This is a genomic window from Variovorax sp. Soil_C_12, from assembly GCF_057657375.1.
The window spans coordinates 14871-31857 of the sequence record NZ_JBDGIO010000018.1 but is presented as its reverse complement, the minus strand read 5'-3'; the positions used below and the strand labels follow the sequence as shown (position 1 = coordinate 31857).

General features: G+C 71.4%; 21 protein-coding genes. 7 read left to right on the top strand and 14 right to left on the bottom strand.

Annotated elements, in window-relative coordinates:
• Positions 1–6: 6 nt before the first annotated feature.
• Positions 7–414: a putative toxin-antitoxin system toxin component, PIN family gene (locus AC3A6X_RS31435; RefSeq protein WP_487845858.1), complete on the top strand. Its 408-nt coding sequence runs from the start codon at positions 7–9 to the stop codon at positions 412–414.
• Positions 415–424: 10 nt separating this feature from the next.
• On the opposite strand, the gene AC3A6X_RS31430 is transcribed toward AC3A6X_RS31435, so the two are convergent.
• Entirely contained in the window at positions 425–1339 is a 915-nt protein-coding gene (locus AC3A6X_RS31430; protein WP_487845857.1) for a BUD32 family EKC/KEOPS complex subunit, read from the bottom strand.
• Between the two features lie 164 nt (positions 1340–1503).
• Here AC3A6X_RS31430 and AC3A6X_RS31425 point away from each other — a divergent pair, with 164 nt between their 5' ends.
• Positions 1504–2277 (top strand): UPF0149 family protein, encoded by a 774-nt coding sequence (locus AC3A6X_RS31425; protein ID WP_487845856.1) that lies wholly within the window; start codon positions 1504–1506, stop codon positions 2275–2277.
• Between the two features lie 37 nt (positions 2278–2314).
• The gene (locus AC3A6X_RS31420) at positions 2315–3517 is read left to right on the top strand and encodes an MFS transporter (RefSeq protein WP_487845924.1); all 1203 of its coding nucleotides are present in this window, start codon (positions 2315–2317) and stop codon (positions 3515–3517) included.
• Here the strand turns inward: AC3A6X_RS31420 and AC3A6X_RS31415 are convergent.
• From AC3A6X_RS31415 to AC3A6X_RS31400, 4 genes are read right to left on the bottom strand one after another with little or no spacing between them, the layout of a single operon-like run.
• Positions 3514–3819 (bottom strand): GNAT family N-acetyltransferase, encoded by a 306-nt coding sequence (locus tag AC3A6X_RS31415; protein ID WP_487845855.1) that lies wholly within the window; start codon positions 3817–3819, stop codon positions 3514–3516. The two genes, AC3A6X_RS31420 and AC3A6X_RS31415, sit on opposite strands and share 4 nt — an antisense overlap.
• Positions 3816–4301, bottom strand: coding sequence for a nuclear transport factor 2 family protein (locus AC3A6X_RS31410; protein ID WP_487845854.1), 486 nt, complete (start codon positions 4299–4301; stop codon positions 3816–3818). The genes AC3A6X_RS31415 and AC3A6X_RS31410 overlap by 4 nt, the downstream gene beginning before the upstream one ends.
• 16 nt (positions 4302–4317) lie before the next feature.
• Positions 4318–4827, bottom strand: coding sequence for a CinA family protein (locus tag AC3A6X_RS31405; protein WP_487845853.1), 510 nt, complete (start codon positions 4825–4827; stop codon positions 4318–4320).
• A gap of 5 nt (positions 4828–4832) precedes the next feature.
• Complete coding sequence (locus AC3A6X_RS31400) at positions 4833–5393, bottom strand: phosphatidylglycerophosphatase A family protein (RefSeq protein ID WP_487845852.1); 561 nt, start codon at positions 5391–5393, stop codon at positions 4833–4835.
• 67 nt (positions 5394–5460) lie between these two features.
• On the opposite strand from AC3A6X_RS31400, the gene AC3A6X_RS31395 reads away from it, so the two are divergent.
• On the top strand, positions 5461–6912 hold the full coding sequence (locus AC3A6X_RS31395) for an NAD(P)-binding protein (protein WP_487845851.1): 1452 nt from the start codon (positions 5461–5463) through the stop codon (positions 6910–6912).
• Here AC3A6X_RS31395 and AC3A6X_RS31390 read toward each other — a convergent pair.
• From AC3A6X_RS31390 to AC3A6X_RS31370, 5 genes are all read right to left on the bottom strand, one after another.
• A complete protein-coding gene (locus AC3A6X_RS31390) occupies positions 6905–7609 on the bottom strand; it encodes a nucleotidyl transferase AbiEii/AbiGii toxin family protein (RefSeq protein WP_487845850.1) in 705 nt (234 codons plus the stop codon). The genes AC3A6X_RS31395 and AC3A6X_RS31390 overlap by 8 nt on opposite strands.
• The gene (locus AC3A6X_RS31385) at positions 7602–8087 is read right to left on the bottom strand and encodes a helix-turn-helix domain-containing protein (protein WP_487845849.1); all 486 of its coding nucleotides are present in this window, start codon (positions 8085–8087) and stop codon (positions 7602–7604) included. Before AC3A6X_RS31385 ends, AC3A6X_RS31390 begins: the two co-directional genes overlap by 8 nt.
• Before the next feature lie 67 nt (positions 8088–8154).
• The gene (locus AC3A6X_RS31380; protein WP_487845848.1) at positions 8155–8541 is read right to left on the bottom strand and encodes a hypothetical protein; all 387 of its coding nucleotides are present in this window, start codon (positions 8539–8541) and stop codon (positions 8155–8157) included.
• A gap of 70 nt (positions 8542–8611) precedes the next feature.
• On the bottom strand, positions 8612–9445 hold the full coding sequence (locus AC3A6X_RS31375) for a class I SAM-dependent methyltransferase (protein ID WP_487845847.1): 834 nt from the start codon (positions 9443–9445) through the stop codon (positions 8612–8614).
• Positions 9446–9456: 11 nt separating this feature from the next.
• A complete protein-coding gene (locus AC3A6X_RS31370) occupies positions 9457–10269 on the bottom strand; it encodes a class I SAM-dependent methyltransferase (protein ID WP_487845846.1) in 813 nt (270 codons plus the stop codon).
• Positions 10270–10579: 310 nt separating this feature from the next.
• On the opposite strand from AC3A6X_RS31370, the gene AC3A6X_RS31365 reads away from it, so the two are divergent.
• Both AC3A6X_RS31365 and AC3A6X_RS31360 read left to right on the top strand, forming a co-directional pair.
• Positions 10580–11107, top strand: a complete 528-nt coding sequence (locus AC3A6X_RS31365; protein ID WP_487845845.1) for an OsmC family protein — start codon at positions 10580–10582, stop codon at positions 11105–11107.
• A gap of 2 nt (positions 11108–11109) precedes the next feature.
• Complete coding sequence (locus AC3A6X_RS31360; protein ID WP_309959107.1) at positions 11110–12081, top strand: AraC family transcriptional regulator; 972 nt, start codon at positions 11110–11112, stop codon at positions 12079–12081.
• Positions 12082–12411: 330 nt separating this feature from the next.
• Here the strand turns inward: AC3A6X_RS31360 and AC3A6X_RS31355 are convergent, their stop codons facing one another.
• From AC3A6X_RS31355 to AC3A6X_RS31340, 4 genes are all read right to left on the bottom strand, one after another.
• Positions 12412–14082 carry an FAD-dependent oxidoreductase gene (locus AC3A6X_RS31355; protein WP_487845844.1) on the bottom strand — a complete coding sequence of 557 codons (1671 nt, stop codon included), beginning with the start codon at positions 14080–14082 and terminating at the stop codon, positions 12412–12414.
• 4 nt (positions 14083–14086) lie between these two features.
• Positions 14087–15070: a Bug family tripartite tricarboxylate transporter substrate binding protein gene (locus AC3A6X_RS31350; protein ID WP_487845843.1), complete on the bottom strand. Its 984-nt coding sequence runs from the start codon at positions 15068–15070 to the stop codon at positions 14087–14089.
• 138 nt (positions 15071–15208) lie between these two features.
• On the bottom strand, positions 15209–15826 hold the full coding sequence (yfcF, locus tag AC3A6X_RS31345; protein ID WP_487845842.1) for a glutathione transferase: 618 nt from the start codon (positions 15824–15826) through the stop codon (positions 15209–15211).
• Positions 15827–15901: 75 nt separating this feature from the next.
• Positions 15902–16177 carry a hypothetical protein gene (locus tag AC3A6X_RS31340; protein ID WP_487845841.1) on the bottom strand — a complete coding sequence of 92 codons (276 nt, stop codon included), beginning with the start codon at positions 16175–16177 and terminating at the stop codon, positions 15902–15904.
• Positions 16178–16370: 193 nt separating this feature from the next.
• On the opposite strand from AC3A6X_RS31340, the gene AC3A6X_RS31335 reads away from it, so the two are divergent.
• Complete coding sequence (locus AC3A6X_RS31335; RefSeq protein WP_487845840.1) at positions 16371–16985, top strand: response regulator; 615 nt, start codon at positions 16371–16373, stop codon at positions 16983–16985.
• Positions 16986–16987: the final 2 nt, after the last annotated feature.

Here is a 16987-nt window from a genome sequence, read left to right as displayed (position 1 = left end):
CCGTCCATGCGCGTCGTCATCGACACCAACATCGCCCTCGACCTCCTGGTCTTCGACGACCCGGGCTGCGCAGCGCTGCTCGCCGCGCTCGAATTGGGCGAGCTGCAATGGATCGCCACCGCCGCGATGCGCGAAGAGCTGGCGCGCGTGCTCGACTACCCGTTGGTGGCCGCGCGCCTGGCGCGCAACGGCCGCGATGCGCCGGGCGTGCTCGCAGCCTTCGACCGGCGCGTGCATCCGGTGGACGAGCAGCCCGACCGCGCGCCCTGCCTGTGCCGCGACCCTGACGACCAGATCTTCGTCGACCTCGCGGTGGCGCAGCGCGCGCAGCTGTTGAGCAAGGACCGCGCGCTGCTCGAGATGCGCGGGCCGCTCGCGCGCCTGGGCGTCGAGGTCGCCATCCCCGGCGGCTGATGCCGGCCGGCTACCGCCGCGTCGGCGGCGCGGTATCGCTGCAATACCAGCGCCACAGCAGACGCGCCACCGCCCGCGAGCGCTGCGTGTCCCGGCCCCAGCGCCGCCCCGACGGCAGATGCCGCAGCCAGCGCATGCGCCGCGCCGCCAGCGCCAGCCGCTCGCGCACCTCGTCGCCGGCATCGGCCAGCGCCGCATGCCAGTGCGTACCGGCAGCGCCCGCCGAGGCGGCGCGCACCAGCATCGCGGTGGAGTGCAGGTAGCTGAGCCAGTCGCGCACCTGGCATTCGGCCAGGGGCAGGGCCTCGCCCGGGTCGTCCTCGAAGTCGATGTAGCCGATGGTGCCGTCGGGGCACTGCACCAGGTTGCGGTCGAAGGCCTGGCTCAGGTAGGTGCCGTGCGCGTGGACATTGGCGATGGCGTCGAGCCCCTCGTGCCACACCGTGAGAAGCGCGCTCGGGCCGATGGCCGCGGCATGGTCCAGCCGCTCCTGCAGCACCACCGGCGGCCGGCCGCTTTCGCCGAGGTCGGAGATCAGCAGGCCGTCGGGTTGCTGGGCCAGCACCGCCGGCACGCGCAGGCCGGCCGCGCCGAGGGCGCGCAGGCGGCGCGCCTCGGTGGCGATGGCGGCCTCGCCGCCGGGGTTGGGCACCGGCGTCAGCACGTCCAGCCGCAGCAGGCCGGCCACCATCGCCATCAGGTGGTAGCCCAGCTTGCCGTGCGGCGGACCCGCCTTCTTGAGCCAGACGCGCTCGCTGCCGAGCCGGTGGCTGGCCACCGGCTTCTGCTGCTGCGGCAGCATGGCGCGCAGGAATTCCGCGTAATCGCCGGGCTCCAGCGGGGCCGGGCCGGTTTCCAGGGGCGCCGGCGCCGATGCCACCCCCTTGCGCGACTGCACGCGCGTGCCGCGTTTCGCAACGTTCATGGGGCCAGGATTGCCTGTTGCGCCCGGCCGGCCGGCGAGGCGGGATCGGAGGCGGCGCCGGTCGCCGGGCGGAAGTCGCGTGTCGTAAGCAACGAAGGCAGGGGTGCTGAAATGGCGGGTCTCCGGGAGCTTGCTGCATCATAGAGGGCTGCCGCCGCATTGCCATGACCACGACCCCTGCCCCCTCCCCCGACCACGCTCCCCTCGGCCCCGACGATTTCGACGCCCTCGACCAGGCGCTCGACACCATGCGCGAGCACGACGAGGAAACCCCGCAATGGGAGTTCTGCGAGGGCTTCATGGCGGCGCTGGTGTGCATGCGCCGCCCCATCGAGCCCGCCGAATACTGGCCGGTGCTGCTGGGCGAGGGCTTCGTGCCGGCGCAGCACATGGAATTCGCCTGGCGCTGGAAGCGGCGCTGGCGCGAGACCGAAGAGGGCCTGGACGCCGAAGTGCAGTCGCTCGACGACGAGCGCGCCTGGCAGCCCGAGGTGCTGGACACGCGCGGCGCCGTCGCGGCCCTGCCGGAAGAAGAGCGGGGCGAGATCGCCGACGAGGACATCCCCTCCTTTGCCCAGGTCTGGGCGCTGGGCTTCATGTACGCGGTGGAGAACTGGCCCGAGGAATGGACCCCGCCGCGCGACAAGGAGGCGGCGGCCATCCTCGACGAGGCGCTGAACGCCATCGTCGCCCTGACCGAGGACGACCGCGGCAAGCCCACGCTCTCGATGTACAGCGAGGACGGCCCGCCCAGCGTGAGCCAGCAGCGGGTGGACGAATTCGGCGACGCGATCTGGGCCGTGTACGACCTGCGCCGGCTCTGGCGCAGCATGGGCCCGAAGGTGGAGACCGTGCGCAAGGAAGCGACGCCGGGCCGCAACGACCTCTGCCCCTGCGGCAGCGGAAAGAAGTTCAAGAAGTGCCACGGTGCCGGCTGAGACCAGCCTGACGCTCCCGGCCCGCAGCGCCTGGGCCATGGTGCTGACGTTGTGCACCGCCTTCGCGCTGAGCCAGGCCTACCGCACCGTGGGCGCGATCATGGCCGGCCCGCTGCAGGCCGAGTTCGGGCTCTCGGCGCAGGCCCTGGGCCTGTTCTCCGGCTCCTTCCACTTCGCCTTCGGCGCCATGCAGCTCTTCATGGGCGTCGGCATCGACCTGCACGGCGTGCGACGCACGGTGCTGACGGCCTTCCCGCTGGCGATCGCGGGCGCGCTGCTGTCCGCGCTGTCGACCAACTTTGAGCTGCTGATCGCCGGCCAGGTCCTGATCGGCGTCGGCTGCGCGCCGGCCTTCCTGGTGTGTACCGTGTTCATCGCGCGGCATTTCCCGGCGGCGCGCTTCGCCTCGGTCTCGGGGCTGGTGCTGGGCATCGGCGGGCTGGGCATGCTGCTGACCGGCACGCCACTCGCGTGGCTGGTCGAGGCCCGCTCCTGGCGCATGGGCTTCGCGGTGCTGGCCGCGGCCTCGGCGCTGGCCTGGCTCAGCATCCTGCTGTGGGTGCGCGAGCCGGCGCGCGAGACAGCGCGGCCGAAGGAATCGATGTTCGCCGCGCTGCGCCAGTTCGGCACTCTGTTCGCGATGCCGCACACGCTGGGCATCCTGCTGCTCGGCGCCGTGACCTATGCCGCCTTCATCTCGCTGCGCGGGCTGTGGCTGGGGCCGCTGCTGGCGGAGCGCTACGGCTACTCGCTGGTGCAGAGCGGCAACGTCGCACTGATCGTGTCGGTCGTCTCGCTGTTCGGGCCGCCGCTGTTCGGCCGGCTGGACCGCGACGGCCCGGCGCGCCGGCGGCGCATCGTGGCCTGCTGCGCGGTCTATGCGGCGCTGTTCGCCGCCATCGGCATCTTCCACGCGGCCTGGATCGACATCGCGTGCGCCATCCTGATCGGCCTGTTGTCGGGCTTCATCGTCTGGGAGTACGCCGACGTGCGGGTGGCCTACCCGGCCGCGCTCACCGGCCGCGCGATGGCGGTGTTCACCATGGCCATGTTCCTCGGCGTGGCGCTGATGCAGTGGCTCACCGGCGTGGCCGCCTCGGTGGCGCAGTCGCAGGGCGCCGAGCCCTACACCGCCGTGCTGGCGGCCATCGCCGCGCTGCTGGTGGCGGGATGTGCAGCTTTCGCCTGGCTGCCGGCGCCGCCCGGCGCGGTGGCCCGCAAGGCCCAGATCCAGCCCTAGATATTGAAGGCGCGCTGCGTCTCCGGCCGCGCCAGGTCCACGTACTCGCGGTGCTTGCGGATGTAGCCGGCGATGAACTGGCAGGCGGGGATCACCGGCAGGCCCTGGGCCCGCGCGTCGTCGAGCACATGCCGCGCGATGGCCGAGCCCACGCCGCGGCCCTCGAAGGCGGGCAGCACTTCGGTGTGGGTGAACATCACCGCGTTCGTGAGCAGGTTGTATTCGCAGTAGCCCGCGAGCTGCCCGTCGATGGCGGCCTCGTAGCGATGCTTCTCGGGATGGTTGGTGATGGTGATCGTCATGACGTGCGCGCCATGTAGGCGGCCAGATTTTTCGCGGCGCCGGCGCGCACCTTGTTCTTCAGCATCGGCGTCCAGCCCAGCAGCAGGCCCGGCGGGCCCAGCGCCTGGCGCGACCAGGCCCAGAAGTCGAAGCGGTCGCGCTGAGTGGCGATCAGGCCCTCGGGCGTGAAGCCGAACTCGGAGTCGATCGCGTTGTCGACGATGCGGCCGGTGGCGCTGAAGCGGTAGTGCGCATCCCAGTGGGCGCGGCCGGTGGCGCCATCGGCCTGGACGTCGCGCCAGCTGAGCTTCCAGACATCGGCGCCCTTGGCGCGCGTGGCCTCGCACAGCATCTTCCACATGGCGCCGACCTCACGGCCGTCCTTCAGCGAGAAGGCCTCGTCGTCGAAGCGCGCATCCGGCGCATAGCAGGCGGCCATGGTGTCGGCGTCGAGCCTGGCGAAAGCCTCGTAGAGGCGCTGGATGGTGTCTTCGTTGCGCATGGGCGGCGATCGTAGCCTAGGCCGCGCGCAACAACGTCAGAAGCGTCCGCAAGGCGTGATGCACCGTCGCCGCCCGCACGGCAGCCCGGTCGCCATCGAAGCGCCGGCGCTCGGTACGCACGCGGCCTGCCACCGACCAGCCGAACCACACGGTGCCCACCGGCTTCTCGGCGCTGCCGCCGGTCGGACCGGCCACGCCGGTCACCGCCACCGCGACCTGCGCCGGCGAACGCGCCACCGCGCCCTCGGCCATGGCGCGCGCCACCGGCTCGCTGACGGCGCCCTCGGCCGCGATCAGCGCCGCGTCGACGCCCAGCAGCTCGGTCTTGGCGGCGTTCGAGTAGGTGACGAAGCCGCGCTCGAACCAGTTGCTGGAGCCCGACAGATCGGTGCAGGCGCCCGCGATCAGCCCGCCGGTGCAGCTCTCGGCCGTGGCCATCATCCGGCCCTGCTGCTGCAACAGCTCGGCCAATTCAAGCACCAGTGCGGGCGTGTCGGATTCGGGTGCAGGCGACGCGTTGTTCATGGTCACTACCAGGCGCGGAAGAAGGCGATCACCAGCAGCGTGCAGAAGGCCGCCACCAGGTCATCGAACAGGATGCCGAAGCCCGCCGCGCTCCAAGACATGGTGGCGGGCGTCGCCCGGCGTTGCTTGAAGAGCTGGTCGGCCCAGGCCACCGGCCCCGGCTTGGCGGCATCGAAGAGGCGGAACAGCGCGAAGGCCACGAGCTGTGCCAGCAGCCCGGCCGGGGTCACCAGCCACAGGATCAGCCAGAAGGCGACGACCTCGTCCCAGACGATGGCGCCGGGGTCGGCGATGGCCATATGGCGCGCGGCCACGGTGCAGGCCCACCAGCCGATGGGCAGCGAGGCCAGGATGATCCACCCGATGGCCCCTGCCGACAGCCAGCGCTGCATGAGCACGAAGGCGGCCCAGGCCCACAGCGTGCCCACGGTGCCGGGCGCGCGCGGCGCGAGGCCGGCGCCGAAGCCCAGCGCGATCAGGTGCGCGGGGTGGGCGAGCATGAAGCGCAGCGTGGGGCGCCGCAGGGGCGGGATCGGCATGGCGCCGGAGGGAGAAGCGGATTGCATGGAACGACAGTGTCGCCCAAGATGCGCGTTGCCATCGATCGCGCACATCCACCACGCAGGAGGCCAGATGACGCCCAGCCCCATCGAGACGGACTACCTGATCGTCGGCAGCGGTGCGACGGCCATGGCCTTCGCGGACACGCTGCTGTCCGAATCCGATGACGCCCGCATCGTGATGGTGGACCGACACCACCGGCCCGGCGGGCACTGGAACGATGCCTACCCTTTCGTGCGGCTGCATGCGCCTTCGGTGCTGTACGGCGTCAATTCGCGCGCGCTGGGCAGCGGCACGAAGGACAGCGCTGGCCTCAACCAGGGCCTCTACGAACTGGCCGGCGGCGCCGAAGTGCTGGACTACTACGACCAGGTGATGAACCAGCGCTTCCTGCCCTCGGGCCGCGTGCGCTATTTCCCGATGTGCGAGGGCGAGATGGGCACCGGCAGCGAGCACCACGTCCGCTCCATCCTGAGCGGGCAGAGCTGGACGGTCACGGCACACCGCAAAGTCGTCGACGCCACCCACGCGCGCACGGCAGTCCCTTCCACCCATCGCCCAGCCTATGCGCTCGGGCCCGGCGTGCGCTGCGTGCCCGTGAACGACCTGCCCCGCATCCACCGGGCCGAGCCCGGCTACGTGGTGGTCGGCGCAGGCAAGACCGGCATCGACGCCTGCCTGTGGCTGCTGCAGAACGGCGTCGATCCGCAGCGCATCTGCTGGATCGCGCCGCGCGATGCCTGGCTGCTCGACCGCGCCAACTTCCAGCCTCACATGGATTTCTTCGACCAGGCGATCGGCAGCCTGGTCGCCCAGTTCGATGCGATCGCCACGGCGACTTCCGTCCCGGACCTGTTCGCGCGGCTCGAAGCGCGGGGCCAGCTGCTGCGGCTCGACCCGGCGGTCGAGCCCACCATGTACCGCTGCGCCACCGTCACCCAGGCCGAGCTGCGCGAGCTGCGCCGCATCCGCAACGTCGTGCGCCTCGGGCGCGTGAAGGCGATCGAGGCGGCGCGCGTCGTGCTCGAGCAGGGCAGCCACGAGATCGAGCCCGGCTGCCTGGTCGTCGATTGCAGCGCCGCCGGAATCACGGCGGCGCCCGCGCTGCCGATCTTCGATGGCGGCCGCATCAACCTGCTGATGGTGCGCAGCTGCCAGCCGGTTTTCAGCGCGGCCCTGATCGCGTATGTGGAAAGCCACTTCGCCGACGAGGCCGAGAAGAACGCCTTGTGCGCGGTCGTCCCGACGCCGGTGGTGCCGGCCGACTGGATCCGGATGTGGGTTGTCTCCCTCGGCAACCGCCAGCGCTGGGGCAAGCACCCGGGCCTGATGGAGTGGGTGGCGCATTCGCGCCTGGACAGCATGACCGCGCTGGTGCATGCCGTGAAGGAGGACGATGCGGACCGGCAGGCGCTGCTGCAGCGCTACAAGGCCGGCGCGAAGCAGGCGGCAGCACGGCTGCCGGGGTTGCTGGAGGCCATTACCTCTTCTGCGCCTGTTGCCGCATCGACGCAGCTCAGATGAGCACCCGCCGCAACGCCCGGATGCGCTGCCACACCTGCGCCTGCGTAGCCGCCATGCCCATGATCTGCATGCAGCGCTCCAGCCAGCCCGTGCGCGCCTGCATGCGGTCGATGGCCCGCTGCAGGTCGCGGCGCACGGCAGCGCCATAGGCGCCCTCGGCCTTGGCAACGGCCTGGCGCAGCAACGCCAAGGACGGCTTCATCATCGCGAGGTCGATCAGGTCCCGGCTGAACACGCCGTCGTCGGGCCAGCGGTCGGAATTGGCGAGCAGCTTGCTCGCGGCCATGTCCAGGGGCGTGAGCGTGGGTACGCCGCAGACTTCATCGGTCTTGCCGGGTGCCTGCAGCGCGATGCGTGCCTCGAACACGATCTCGAACTTGATCGGCTGCTCATCGACGCGCAGGCGGGTGCGGATGCCGTACTGGTCGGCGCGCAGCTCGCCGACCAGCTCGAGCGGCGGGGCCCCTGCCCGTTGGAGGGTTGCCAGTCGGTCGACGCCTGTCAGCGCCTGCCGAAGTTCGCGGTAGGCCCCGAGGTCCGACACGAGGAAGTCGATGTCCACCGATTCGCGGTACTCGCCGAAGCGCAGTGCGATGGCGGTGCCCCCGCCGAACAGGCAACCCCGTTCGCGCAGTTGCGGCCCGTCGAGCGCCTGGAGGACCCGCGCGACGCGGCGGTGGTGCGGCCGCTCAAACAACCGGGTCGCTCCCGAGTGCCAGGCGCAGGGCATCGACGAGCTCCCGCTCGGTCGCCGACAGCGTCGCAGGATCGAGGTGCCGCCAGTTGCGTTCGTAGATGCTCAGCGCCTCGCGCGGCGTTAGTTCCTGCGGGCCGTGGACCTGCCAGGCGAGTTCCTTGAGCCAGGGGTAATCGGCAATGCGGATGCGTGCCGGAAGCCAGCCGTGGCGGGGCGTTTCTTGAGGCTCAACAGCCTCCTCCTGCGGCCGGACTGCCACTTGGAGGCTCAGCGCCACGAGCACCCGCAGATACGCGCCCATGGTGACCGCCGGCTCGCCCTTCTCGATCCGGTGCAGGGTCATGCGCGAGATGCCGGCCGCTTCGGCCGCGGCCACGGCGCTGATGCCCAGGTCCTTGCGGCGCCGCCGCACCGTGGCGCCGATGGCGAACAGGGCGCCTGCGGATTGAGCGGTGAGATCAGGGCCGGAAGCTGGCATAAACGTTTCTCATTGTTGACAAAACCGATGAAATGTCAAGAATGAGAGACGTTTTTCGATGGTTTCTTCAAGAAGGCCGCGTCGCCGCCGCGAGCACCGCCGGCATCGGCACCTCGTAGCCGTGCCCGCTCCGCCACGGCGCGAGCGCCGCCAGGATGGCCTCGTCGATGGCGCCGGCGTTCGCGTCGCGCTGCCGGAGCTCGGGCGCGTCCCAGGCGGTGAAGGCCAGCCGGCCGCAGCCGGTGACCCGGGCGCCGCGGTCCAGCGCGGCGGCGGCCGCGTAGCCGGCGCCCGTCGCCACGTCCAGCACCGCGCTGCCGGCGCCCACGCGGGCGGCGTCGAGCAGTGCGCCGATGGACTGCGTCGTCAGGCTGGCCAGGTGATGGTCATAAGCGGCGCAGACCTCGGGGTCGGTCCAGCCCGCGTGCTCGAAATCGCGAAAGCCTTCGTTCATTCGCGTCTCCTGGGTCGGCGCTGGCGCCCCTGGTCCGACCGGGCGGCGCATTCTGCAAGCGGCGCCCTCCTCAGCGGGAGGGATGTGCCGGCACCGTGCCCGTCACGATCACGAACTCGCCGGGGATGCGGTAGCCGCCGCCTTGGCGCCAGGGCTCGATCGCCTCGAGGTAGCGGGCCTGCACGCGCGCGCGGGTCTCGTCGCCGAAGCGCGACCAGGCCAGCGCGACCGGCCCGCCGGCGAAGGCTGCGATGCAGGCCTCCCCGCCATCGGCGTAGCACAGCGTGCTCGCGATGCGCTGCTGCGCGATGCGCTCGAAGCCCGCCTCGGCGCACTCGCGGGCCAGCGCGTCCTGCTGCCCCAGGCGAAAGAAGAGCGGGCACACCTCGCTGCGGACCTCGGCATCGACGATGGGGAACAGCGCCGACCAGCCGCAGCGCGCCCGCTCGCCCCAGACCGCCAGCGCCGCCCTGCCGCCCGGGCGCAGCACGCGCCGCATCTCGCGCAAGGCCTGCGCGGGGTCGGGCACGTACATGAGGCCGAGGGCGCACAGCGCCAGGTCGAAGCTGCCATCGGGCAGCGCCAGCTGCTCCGCATCCATGCGCGCGAAGCCGAGCTGGCGCAGGCCGCGCTGCGCGGCGCGCTGCCGCGCCGCATCGACCATGTGATCGGACAGGTCGGTGCCGAGCACATGGCCTTGCGGGCCCACCGCCTCGGCCGCCGCCAGCGCAATCAGGCCGGTGCCGCAGGCCACGTCGAGCACCCGTTCCTGCGGCTCTGGCGAGGCGAGCGCCATCAGGGCTTCGTGCGCGGGGGCCAGCTGCGCCTGCCAGCGCGCCTCGTAGACGGCGGCCGCCAGGTCCCAGCCGTAGCGCTGAATCCTTCGCTGCAGCCGCGGCTCCATGGCTCGGAGACTCAGCGACGGGTGATGACGATTTCGAGGTATTCGCTGGGCACCACCAGCGAGTCCGGCCCGGCCCGGTTCAGGCGGTTCAGCAGCTCGCCCAGGTCCTTCTCCAGCTCCACGGCCTTCTCGGGCGGCAGGCTGGCGAAGGCCTTGAGCACCGGCCCGTACCAGGTGCGGAACACCTCGATGAAATGCGCGGCCGAGCGGTAGCGGAAGTTGAAGAGGCGCGGCGTCGCCTGGATCGACGCGGCCTGGTCGCCGAACAGCGTGCGCAGGTGCGCTTCGGTGCCCCACAACGAGGGCGGCTGCACGCCCGCGGGCGGTGGCAGGTGCCGGCCCAGGGTCTTGAACATCTGGCCGATGAAGCCCTCGGGCGTCCAGTTGGCCATGCCGATGCGGCCGCCCGGGCGGCACACGCGCAGCATCTCGGCGGCGGACTTCGCATGGTCGGGCGCGAACATCACGCCGAAGGTGGAGAGCACGGCGGCGAAGCTTCCGTCGTCGAAAGGCAGGGCCTCGACGTCGGCGGCCTGGAACTTCACCTCCAGGCGCTCGGCCTTGGCGCGCTCGGCACCGCGGTCGAGCAGGCCGGCCACGTAATCGGTGGAGGTGACCCTGCAGCCGCGGCGCGCCGCCGCCAGCGTCGCGTTGCCGTTGCCGGCCGCGACGTCGAGCACCGCTTCGTCGCAGCGCAGGTCGCAGGCCTCGGCCAACTGCTCGCCGACGATTTGCAGCGTGGTGCCGATGATGGCGTAGTCGCCGCTGGACCAGGCCGCCTGCTGGCGGGACTTGACGGCGTTGAGATCGACGGGTGCGTTCATGGCGAATGGCTCCTTGGGGATGGGCCGGGGGTCCGGCAAAGGGTCTGCGGGCTTGGGACGGTGGCCGCTCCCCGGCTCCCGTCCTGCCGCTACTGGACCACCGCGCGGGCCGCGGCGTCCTGCCCGTGCGTCGCCCGTGCTTGCCCGATCGTCCTCGACTGGGCGCTGGCGGCCGTGGAGCTGGCGCAGCGTCCGGGATTGCTGACCCAGCGTCCGCGCGAAGGCATCGGCTGTTCGGCCTAGTTGGCCTCCGGGGGCCAGGCGCCCACAATTTCCGCATCGTCCTCGGTCGACCCGGAGAGCAACGGACATGAGCATGCAAGACATCGCTGCGGCCATGCAGCGCGCGCAAGCGGCGCTGGAGCGCCGCCCCGACATGGGCCTCCACGACGACGCGCCGGCCACCGCCCGCTGGCAGGGCGGCGTGCGCGTCGAATCCAGCCACGCCAACGGCACCGCCATGCTGACCGACATGCCCTGCGAGCTCGGCGGCACCGGCGACCGCGTCACGCCCGGCTGGCTGTTCCGCGCCGGCATCGCGTCCTGCGCCGCCACTTCCATCGCGATGTCCGCGGCGGCCGAGGGCATCGCGCTGGGCACGCTCGAGGTCCGCGTGAGCAGCCGGTCCGACACGCGGGGCGTGATCGGCATGGCGGGCACCGACGGCCAGGAGATCTACGCCGGGCCGCACGACATGCAGCTGCAGGTGCGCATCGCCGCCGAGGGGGTCTCGCCGGAGCGCCTGCGCGCGCTGGCCGAGGCCGGCGTGCGGCGCTCGCCCATCCCCAACGCGACGCAGAACGCGACGCCGCTGGCGTTGCAGGTCGAGGTGGCCTGAGCATGGACGCGCTGTCCGAAGTCCTGCGCGTCGTGCGGCTGGTGGGCGCGATCTTCATCCATGGCCGCTTCACCGCGCCCTGGTGCTACCAGTCGCCGAGCGCCGACGCCGCTGCGCCCTTTCTGGAGCCGGGCGCGGAGCGGGTGGTGATCTTCCACCTGATCACCGAAGGCGAATGCTTCGTCGAGCTGGCCGGCGAGCCGCCGATGCGCCTGGTCGCCGGCGACGCGATCATCTTCCCGCAGGGCGATGCGCACCGCATGACCTCCGAGCCCGGCCTGCCGCCGGCGACCGGCGCGCGGCTGGACGAAGTGCTGTCGCGCCGCCCGCGCATGCTGGCCTACGGCGGCGGCGGTGCCACCACGCGCCTGGTCTGCGGCTACCTGGCCTGCGATGCGCGGCTGGCGCGGCTGCTGCTCGCGGGGCTGCCGCGGCTCTTGCGCGTCAACGTGCGCGGATCGAATGCCGGCATCTGGCTCGAAAGCTCGGTGCGCTATGCCCTGGCCGAGGCGCGCTCGCCGCGCCCCGGCGGCGCCGGCGTGCTGGCCAAGCTGGCCGAGCTGCTGTTCATCGAGGTGCTGCGCCTGTACACCAGCGAGCAGGGCGAGGGCCGCACCGGCTGGCTGGCCGGGATGGGCGACCGCATCGTGGGCAGCGCCCTCACCGCGCTGCACAGCCGCCCGGCACAGGCCTGGACGCTGGAGGAGCTGGCGCGCACGGCCGGCAGCTCGCGCTCGGTGCTGGCCGAGCGCTTCCAGCAGCTGGTGGGCACCGCGCCCATGCAGTACCTGACGCAGTGGCGCATGCTGCTGGCCGCCAATCTTCTTTGCCGCAGCAACGCCCCGCTGGCGCGCATCGCCGAGGACGTGGGCTACCAGACCGACACCGCCTTCAGCCGCGCCTTCCGGCGCGAGTACGGCTGCCCGCCGGCGGCATGGCGGCGCAATCGGTCGGCGCGTGCGCAGTTGCACTAGCTGGGGTAGCTCTCCGGGAAGCGGCGCTGTTCGATCATCTGCATTGCCCAGGCTCGAGTCCGGAAGAACGATGGGCCCGTCGCCAGGTGCGCGTGCGGCATGCGGTGCGGGGCGGGCTTGGGGTGGGCGATCGTTGCGTCCACCTCAGGGGCCCGGTGCCCCCACCCCAGCCCTCCCCCGGAAGGGGAGGGAGCCATACCGCCTGCGCCCAATGGAAGCGCCCCGTCCGCATCCCCGCCTTGCTCCCTCCCCCTCCGGGGGAGGGCTGGGGTGGGGGCACGGGGCCTGTCCACGGAGGCCTGCGGTATGCCCTGCGTGTGTGAACAGGCCCTAGATGTCTCTGAGCTGCACCGCCGCCCCGCGCAACCGAGCCACCAGCACATCGGCGTCCGCCGGCACGCGATCGCCGCGCCAGGCCACATGCTGGTCGGCGCGGCACAGCACCAGGCGATGGCGATAGGCGCGCGGGATCTCCTTGGCGTCCACGTCGAGCACCGCGAGCGGCATGCGTGCTTCGTGGGCCGCCTTCTCCAGCGCGCCGATCTCGACGCGGCGATCGAAGCGCAGCAGCGTGTAGCCGGGGCCGAAGGCGTCGTAGAGCGAACGCCCGTCGGCCAGCCACAGGTGCGGTGCGCGACAGCCCGGCACGGTGGAGGGCGTGAAGTCGCCCATGGTGTAGGCGGGTGCCGGCTCGCCGTCGGCCACGATGATGGGCGAGCGCGTGTAGAAGTAGCCGAAGTTGAGGCCGGCGCAGCAGAACTGCTGGACGTTCAGCTCATAGGCCTCGCGCCCGACCTCGGCGCGCAGCGCATCGCCCTCGGGCCCCGGCGCCTCGATGTCGCTCGGCACGGCGCGGCGCGCGCGGATCATCTTCTGCGCATGGTCCATCGCGAATTGCGAGACCTGCTCCGTGATCGGCTGGCGCTCGGCCTGGTAGGCGTCGAGGATGCGCTCGTCGGCCCAGCCCTGCACGCAGGCCGCGAGCAGCCATGAGAGATTGATCGCATCGGCGATGCCGGCGTTCATGCCGTAGCCCGCATAGGGCACCCACAGGTGGGCTGCGTCGCCCGCGATGAACACCCGGCGCTCGCGGAAGCGGTCGGCCACCAGCCGGCGGCCCACCCAGTCCTCCTTGCTGATCACCTCGTAGTCGAAGTCCTCGCCCACGCCGAGGATCTCGCGGATCGAGCGGTCGCGGTCCACCGAATCGAATTCCGGCTCCTCGGCATTCAGATGGTTGTGCACCAGCCAGGTCTCGTGCCCGTCGATGGCGAACATCGTGCCGCAGCGGCGCGGATTGACCGAGTAGTAGGACCAGGCCGGCTTGCCGGGGATCAGCGCGCGCAGCTGCGGCGCGCGGATGTAGGTCGACTGCACGCGCTGGATCACGGCCGTGCCTTCCAGCTTCGCGCCGATGCGCTTGCGCACGCCCGAGCTGCCGCCGTCGCAGCCCACCAGGTAGCGGCAGCGGATGCGGCGGGTGTCGCCGGTGTCGAGGTCGGTGGCATCGGCCGTCACGCCGTCGGCGTCCTGCTCGAAGCCGCCCACCTGCGTGCGGTTGAGCAATCGCACGTTCGGCAGCGCAGCGGTGTGCTCGAGCAGGATCGGTTCCAGGAAGAGCTGATTGATGCGGTGCGGCGGCTCCGGCGTGGGCCACCAGGCGTCCGGGCCCTCGGTCTCGGTGTAGCGGTCGCGCCGGCAAGGGATGGGAATGCGCGTGAGCTCAATGCCCGTCACGCTGGTGCGGAACACCACGTCGTTCGGATGGTCGGCCGGCAGCCCCGCATCGCGCACCTTCTGCGCCACGCCCAGGCGGCGGAACTGCTCCATGGTGCGCGCCGCCACGTGGTTGCACTTGACGTTGGGCGGCTCGGCATGGCGGCGCGTCTCGGCCACCAGCACCTTCACGCCGCGCGCGGCCAGGTCCATCGCCAGCGTCAGGCCCACGGGGCCGGCGCCGACGACCAGGACGTCGGCCTTCAGTTCTTCCTGTTCGCGCATGTCCTCAGTCCAGCTTGATGTTGGCCGCCTTGATGACCTGGGCCCATTTCTTCGTTTCGGCGCGGATGTAGTCGTCGAAGGCCTTGGGCGTGCCGGGCGCGGGCTCCACGCCGAGGTTGCGCATGGCGGCCTGGATCTGCTCGTCCCTGAGCGCGGCGTTGATCTCCGCGTTCAGGCGCGCGACGATGGGCGCGGGCGTCTCGGCCGGCGCCACCACGCCGAACCAGCCCGTGGAGTCGTAGCCGGGCAGCCCGGACTCGGCCACCGTCGGCACCTCGGGCAGCATGGGCAGGCGCTGCGCGCTGGTCACTGCGAAGGCGAGCAGCTTGCCGGCCTTGATCTGCTGCAGCGACGAGGGCAGGTCCACCATCGCCAGCGGAATCTGGCCCGCCATCGCGTCCACGGCTGCCGGCCCGGAGCCGCGGTAGGGCACCTCCACCAGCTTCACCTCCGCCATCTGGGCGAAGAGCGCCGCCGACAGGTGCATGGCCGTGCCGTTGCCGCCGTGGCCGATCGAGAGCTTGCCCGGCTGCGCGCGCGCCAGCGCGAGCAGCTCGGCCTGCGTTTTCGCGCCGATGGAGGGATGGCCCACGATCACGAAGGGGATGGCAGCCAGCATGGCCACCGGCTTGAGATCCTGCTGCGGATCGAAGGGCATCTGCGCATAGAGGCTGCTGTTGGCCGACAGCGCCCCGGCCGCCCCCACGCCCAGCGTGTAGCCGTCGCCCGGCGACTTGACCACCGCCGTGAGGCCGACGTTGCCGCCGGCACCGGGACGGTTGTCCACCACCACCGGCTGGCCGAGCCTGTCGTTGAGCTTCGGCACCAGCATGCGCACCACCGCATCGGCGCTGCCGCCGGGCGGGAAGGTGACGATCACGCGGATCGGCTTGTGGGGGAACTCGGCGGGCGCCTGGGCGCGCACGGGTGCGGCGAGCAGCGCGGCGGCCGCGAGGAGCAGGCCCAGGGCGCGGGCAAGTGTCTTCATGCGTGTTCCTTGTCGATGTCTCCGGGACGCATTGGACGGCAGCGCTATTCATTCGTAAATCAATAAACGGCCAGAAAGCCGCAGCTTCATCGAGACGCTGCGGCGGGCGTCGAAGAAGGGTTGAGCCAGGCGCCCTGGTTACAGCGCAGGGCGCGGCTGCCGGACCCAGAGCTGGACCGAAGGCCGTGCCCACTGCGCCTTGGCATAGCGGGCCAGGCGCGGCGACATCTCGTCGCCATTCAGGATCAGCCGGTTGAGCATCAGCGCGAGGTCGACATCGGCGATGGACCATTGGTCGAACAGGTGGTCCCCGCCATGGCTCAGCAGTTTGGTGGCGACCGCGATGAGCTTCTGGGAGGCATCGAACGCCGCCGGCGAGAGCGGCCGCGAAACCGGTCCGTAGAAGACGACCTCGGTGGTCCGCTCCTGCCGCAGGGGCCCCAGGTCGCTGCGCAGCCAGGCCTGGACCTGCCGCGCGCGGGCCCGCGATCGGGGGTGCCGCGGATAGAGCAGCGGGCCGGGAAAGACTTCGTCCAGGTACTCGGCGATCGCCGAGGATTCGGACAGCGCGAAGTCGCCGTCGACCAGCGTGGGCACGCGGCGCGTCAGGGAGACGCCGGCGAACGACGGGGCCTGGTTTGCGCCGGCGCCGAGATCGAGCGCCTCGACGTCGAAGGACAGCCCCTTCTCCTTGAGCGCCACGAAGGCGGACATGGCGTAAGGCGATGCGAACTGGGAATCTACGTACAGCAGCATGACTATTCCGTGGTGGCCGGGAGCCTGCGACCATAGCGCATCCGGCGATGGCCGGCGCCGCCGGGCGCGCCGCGCTCAGGCCGGCTGGAAATGTTGTTGGATGCGCTGCGCCAGCCGCTTGGGATGGCGGCACAGCGCGTCGATCGGGTAAGAGCCCACGAAGAGGCCGTCCACATTGAGTTCCACGCTCGCGAAATAGGGGCCCAGCGAAGCGCCGGCGTCGAACAGGCAGAAGGCCAGCGATTCGAACGTGCCGCTGTCGCCCACCGGCCCCGCACCGGCGACGAAGGCGCTGATGCGGTAGCTGAAGGCGTTCGATGCGACGCGTTGGATTTCGACCAGGGGCTTCATTCGACTGCGGGCGACGGGACGGGAGCGTGAAATTGTTGGGAGCCTGATGGTCGCCGCTGCGCCGGATGGCGTAAATAGTCCAATTGGACCGGGCGCAGAGAGGGGGGACTTGGGCAGAATGCCTGGACTCTCCCCTGCCCTCCCGCCTGCCTGCCTGCCTGCCTGCCTCCCTGCCTCCCTGTCTGTTTGCCTCATGCTGCCGCCCCGCATCCTCCTCGTCGACGACCATGCGCTGTTCCGCAGCGGGCTGCGCATGGTGCTTGCCGCCGGCATCGCCGATCTGGAGGTGGCAGAGGCCGCCTCGCTCGAGGAGGCCTTGCGCACCTCGATGCAGGAGCCGGCGCTGGTGCTGCTGGACATCCAGCTGCACGGGCTCAACGGCCTGGAAGGCATCGCGCTGGTCCGGCGCAAGTGGCCGCAGGCGCTGGTCGTGATCCTCTCCTCGGAGGTCTCGCCGCAGAAGGTCCGGCTGGCCATGGAGCGCGGCGCCGCGGCCTTCGTCTCCAAGGCCGAGCCGGCCGCCAGGATCCTGGCGGTGATCGGCCAGCTGCGCCAGGGCTTGCCCGTGGCGGCCGACGGCCTGCCGGCGGGCGAGGGCGGCGCGGACGCACAGCCGCTGCTCACGCCGCGCCAGAGCGAGGTGCTCGACCTGATGTGCCAGGGCCTGTCCAACAAGCTGATTGGCCGGCGGCTCAACCTGTCCGAGAACACCGTGCGCGGCCATGTGCAGGCGGTGCTGGCGGCGCTGCAAGTCTCCAGCCGTTCCGAAGCCGGCTTCGCGGCGCGGCAGCGCGGGCTCGTGGCCTGATG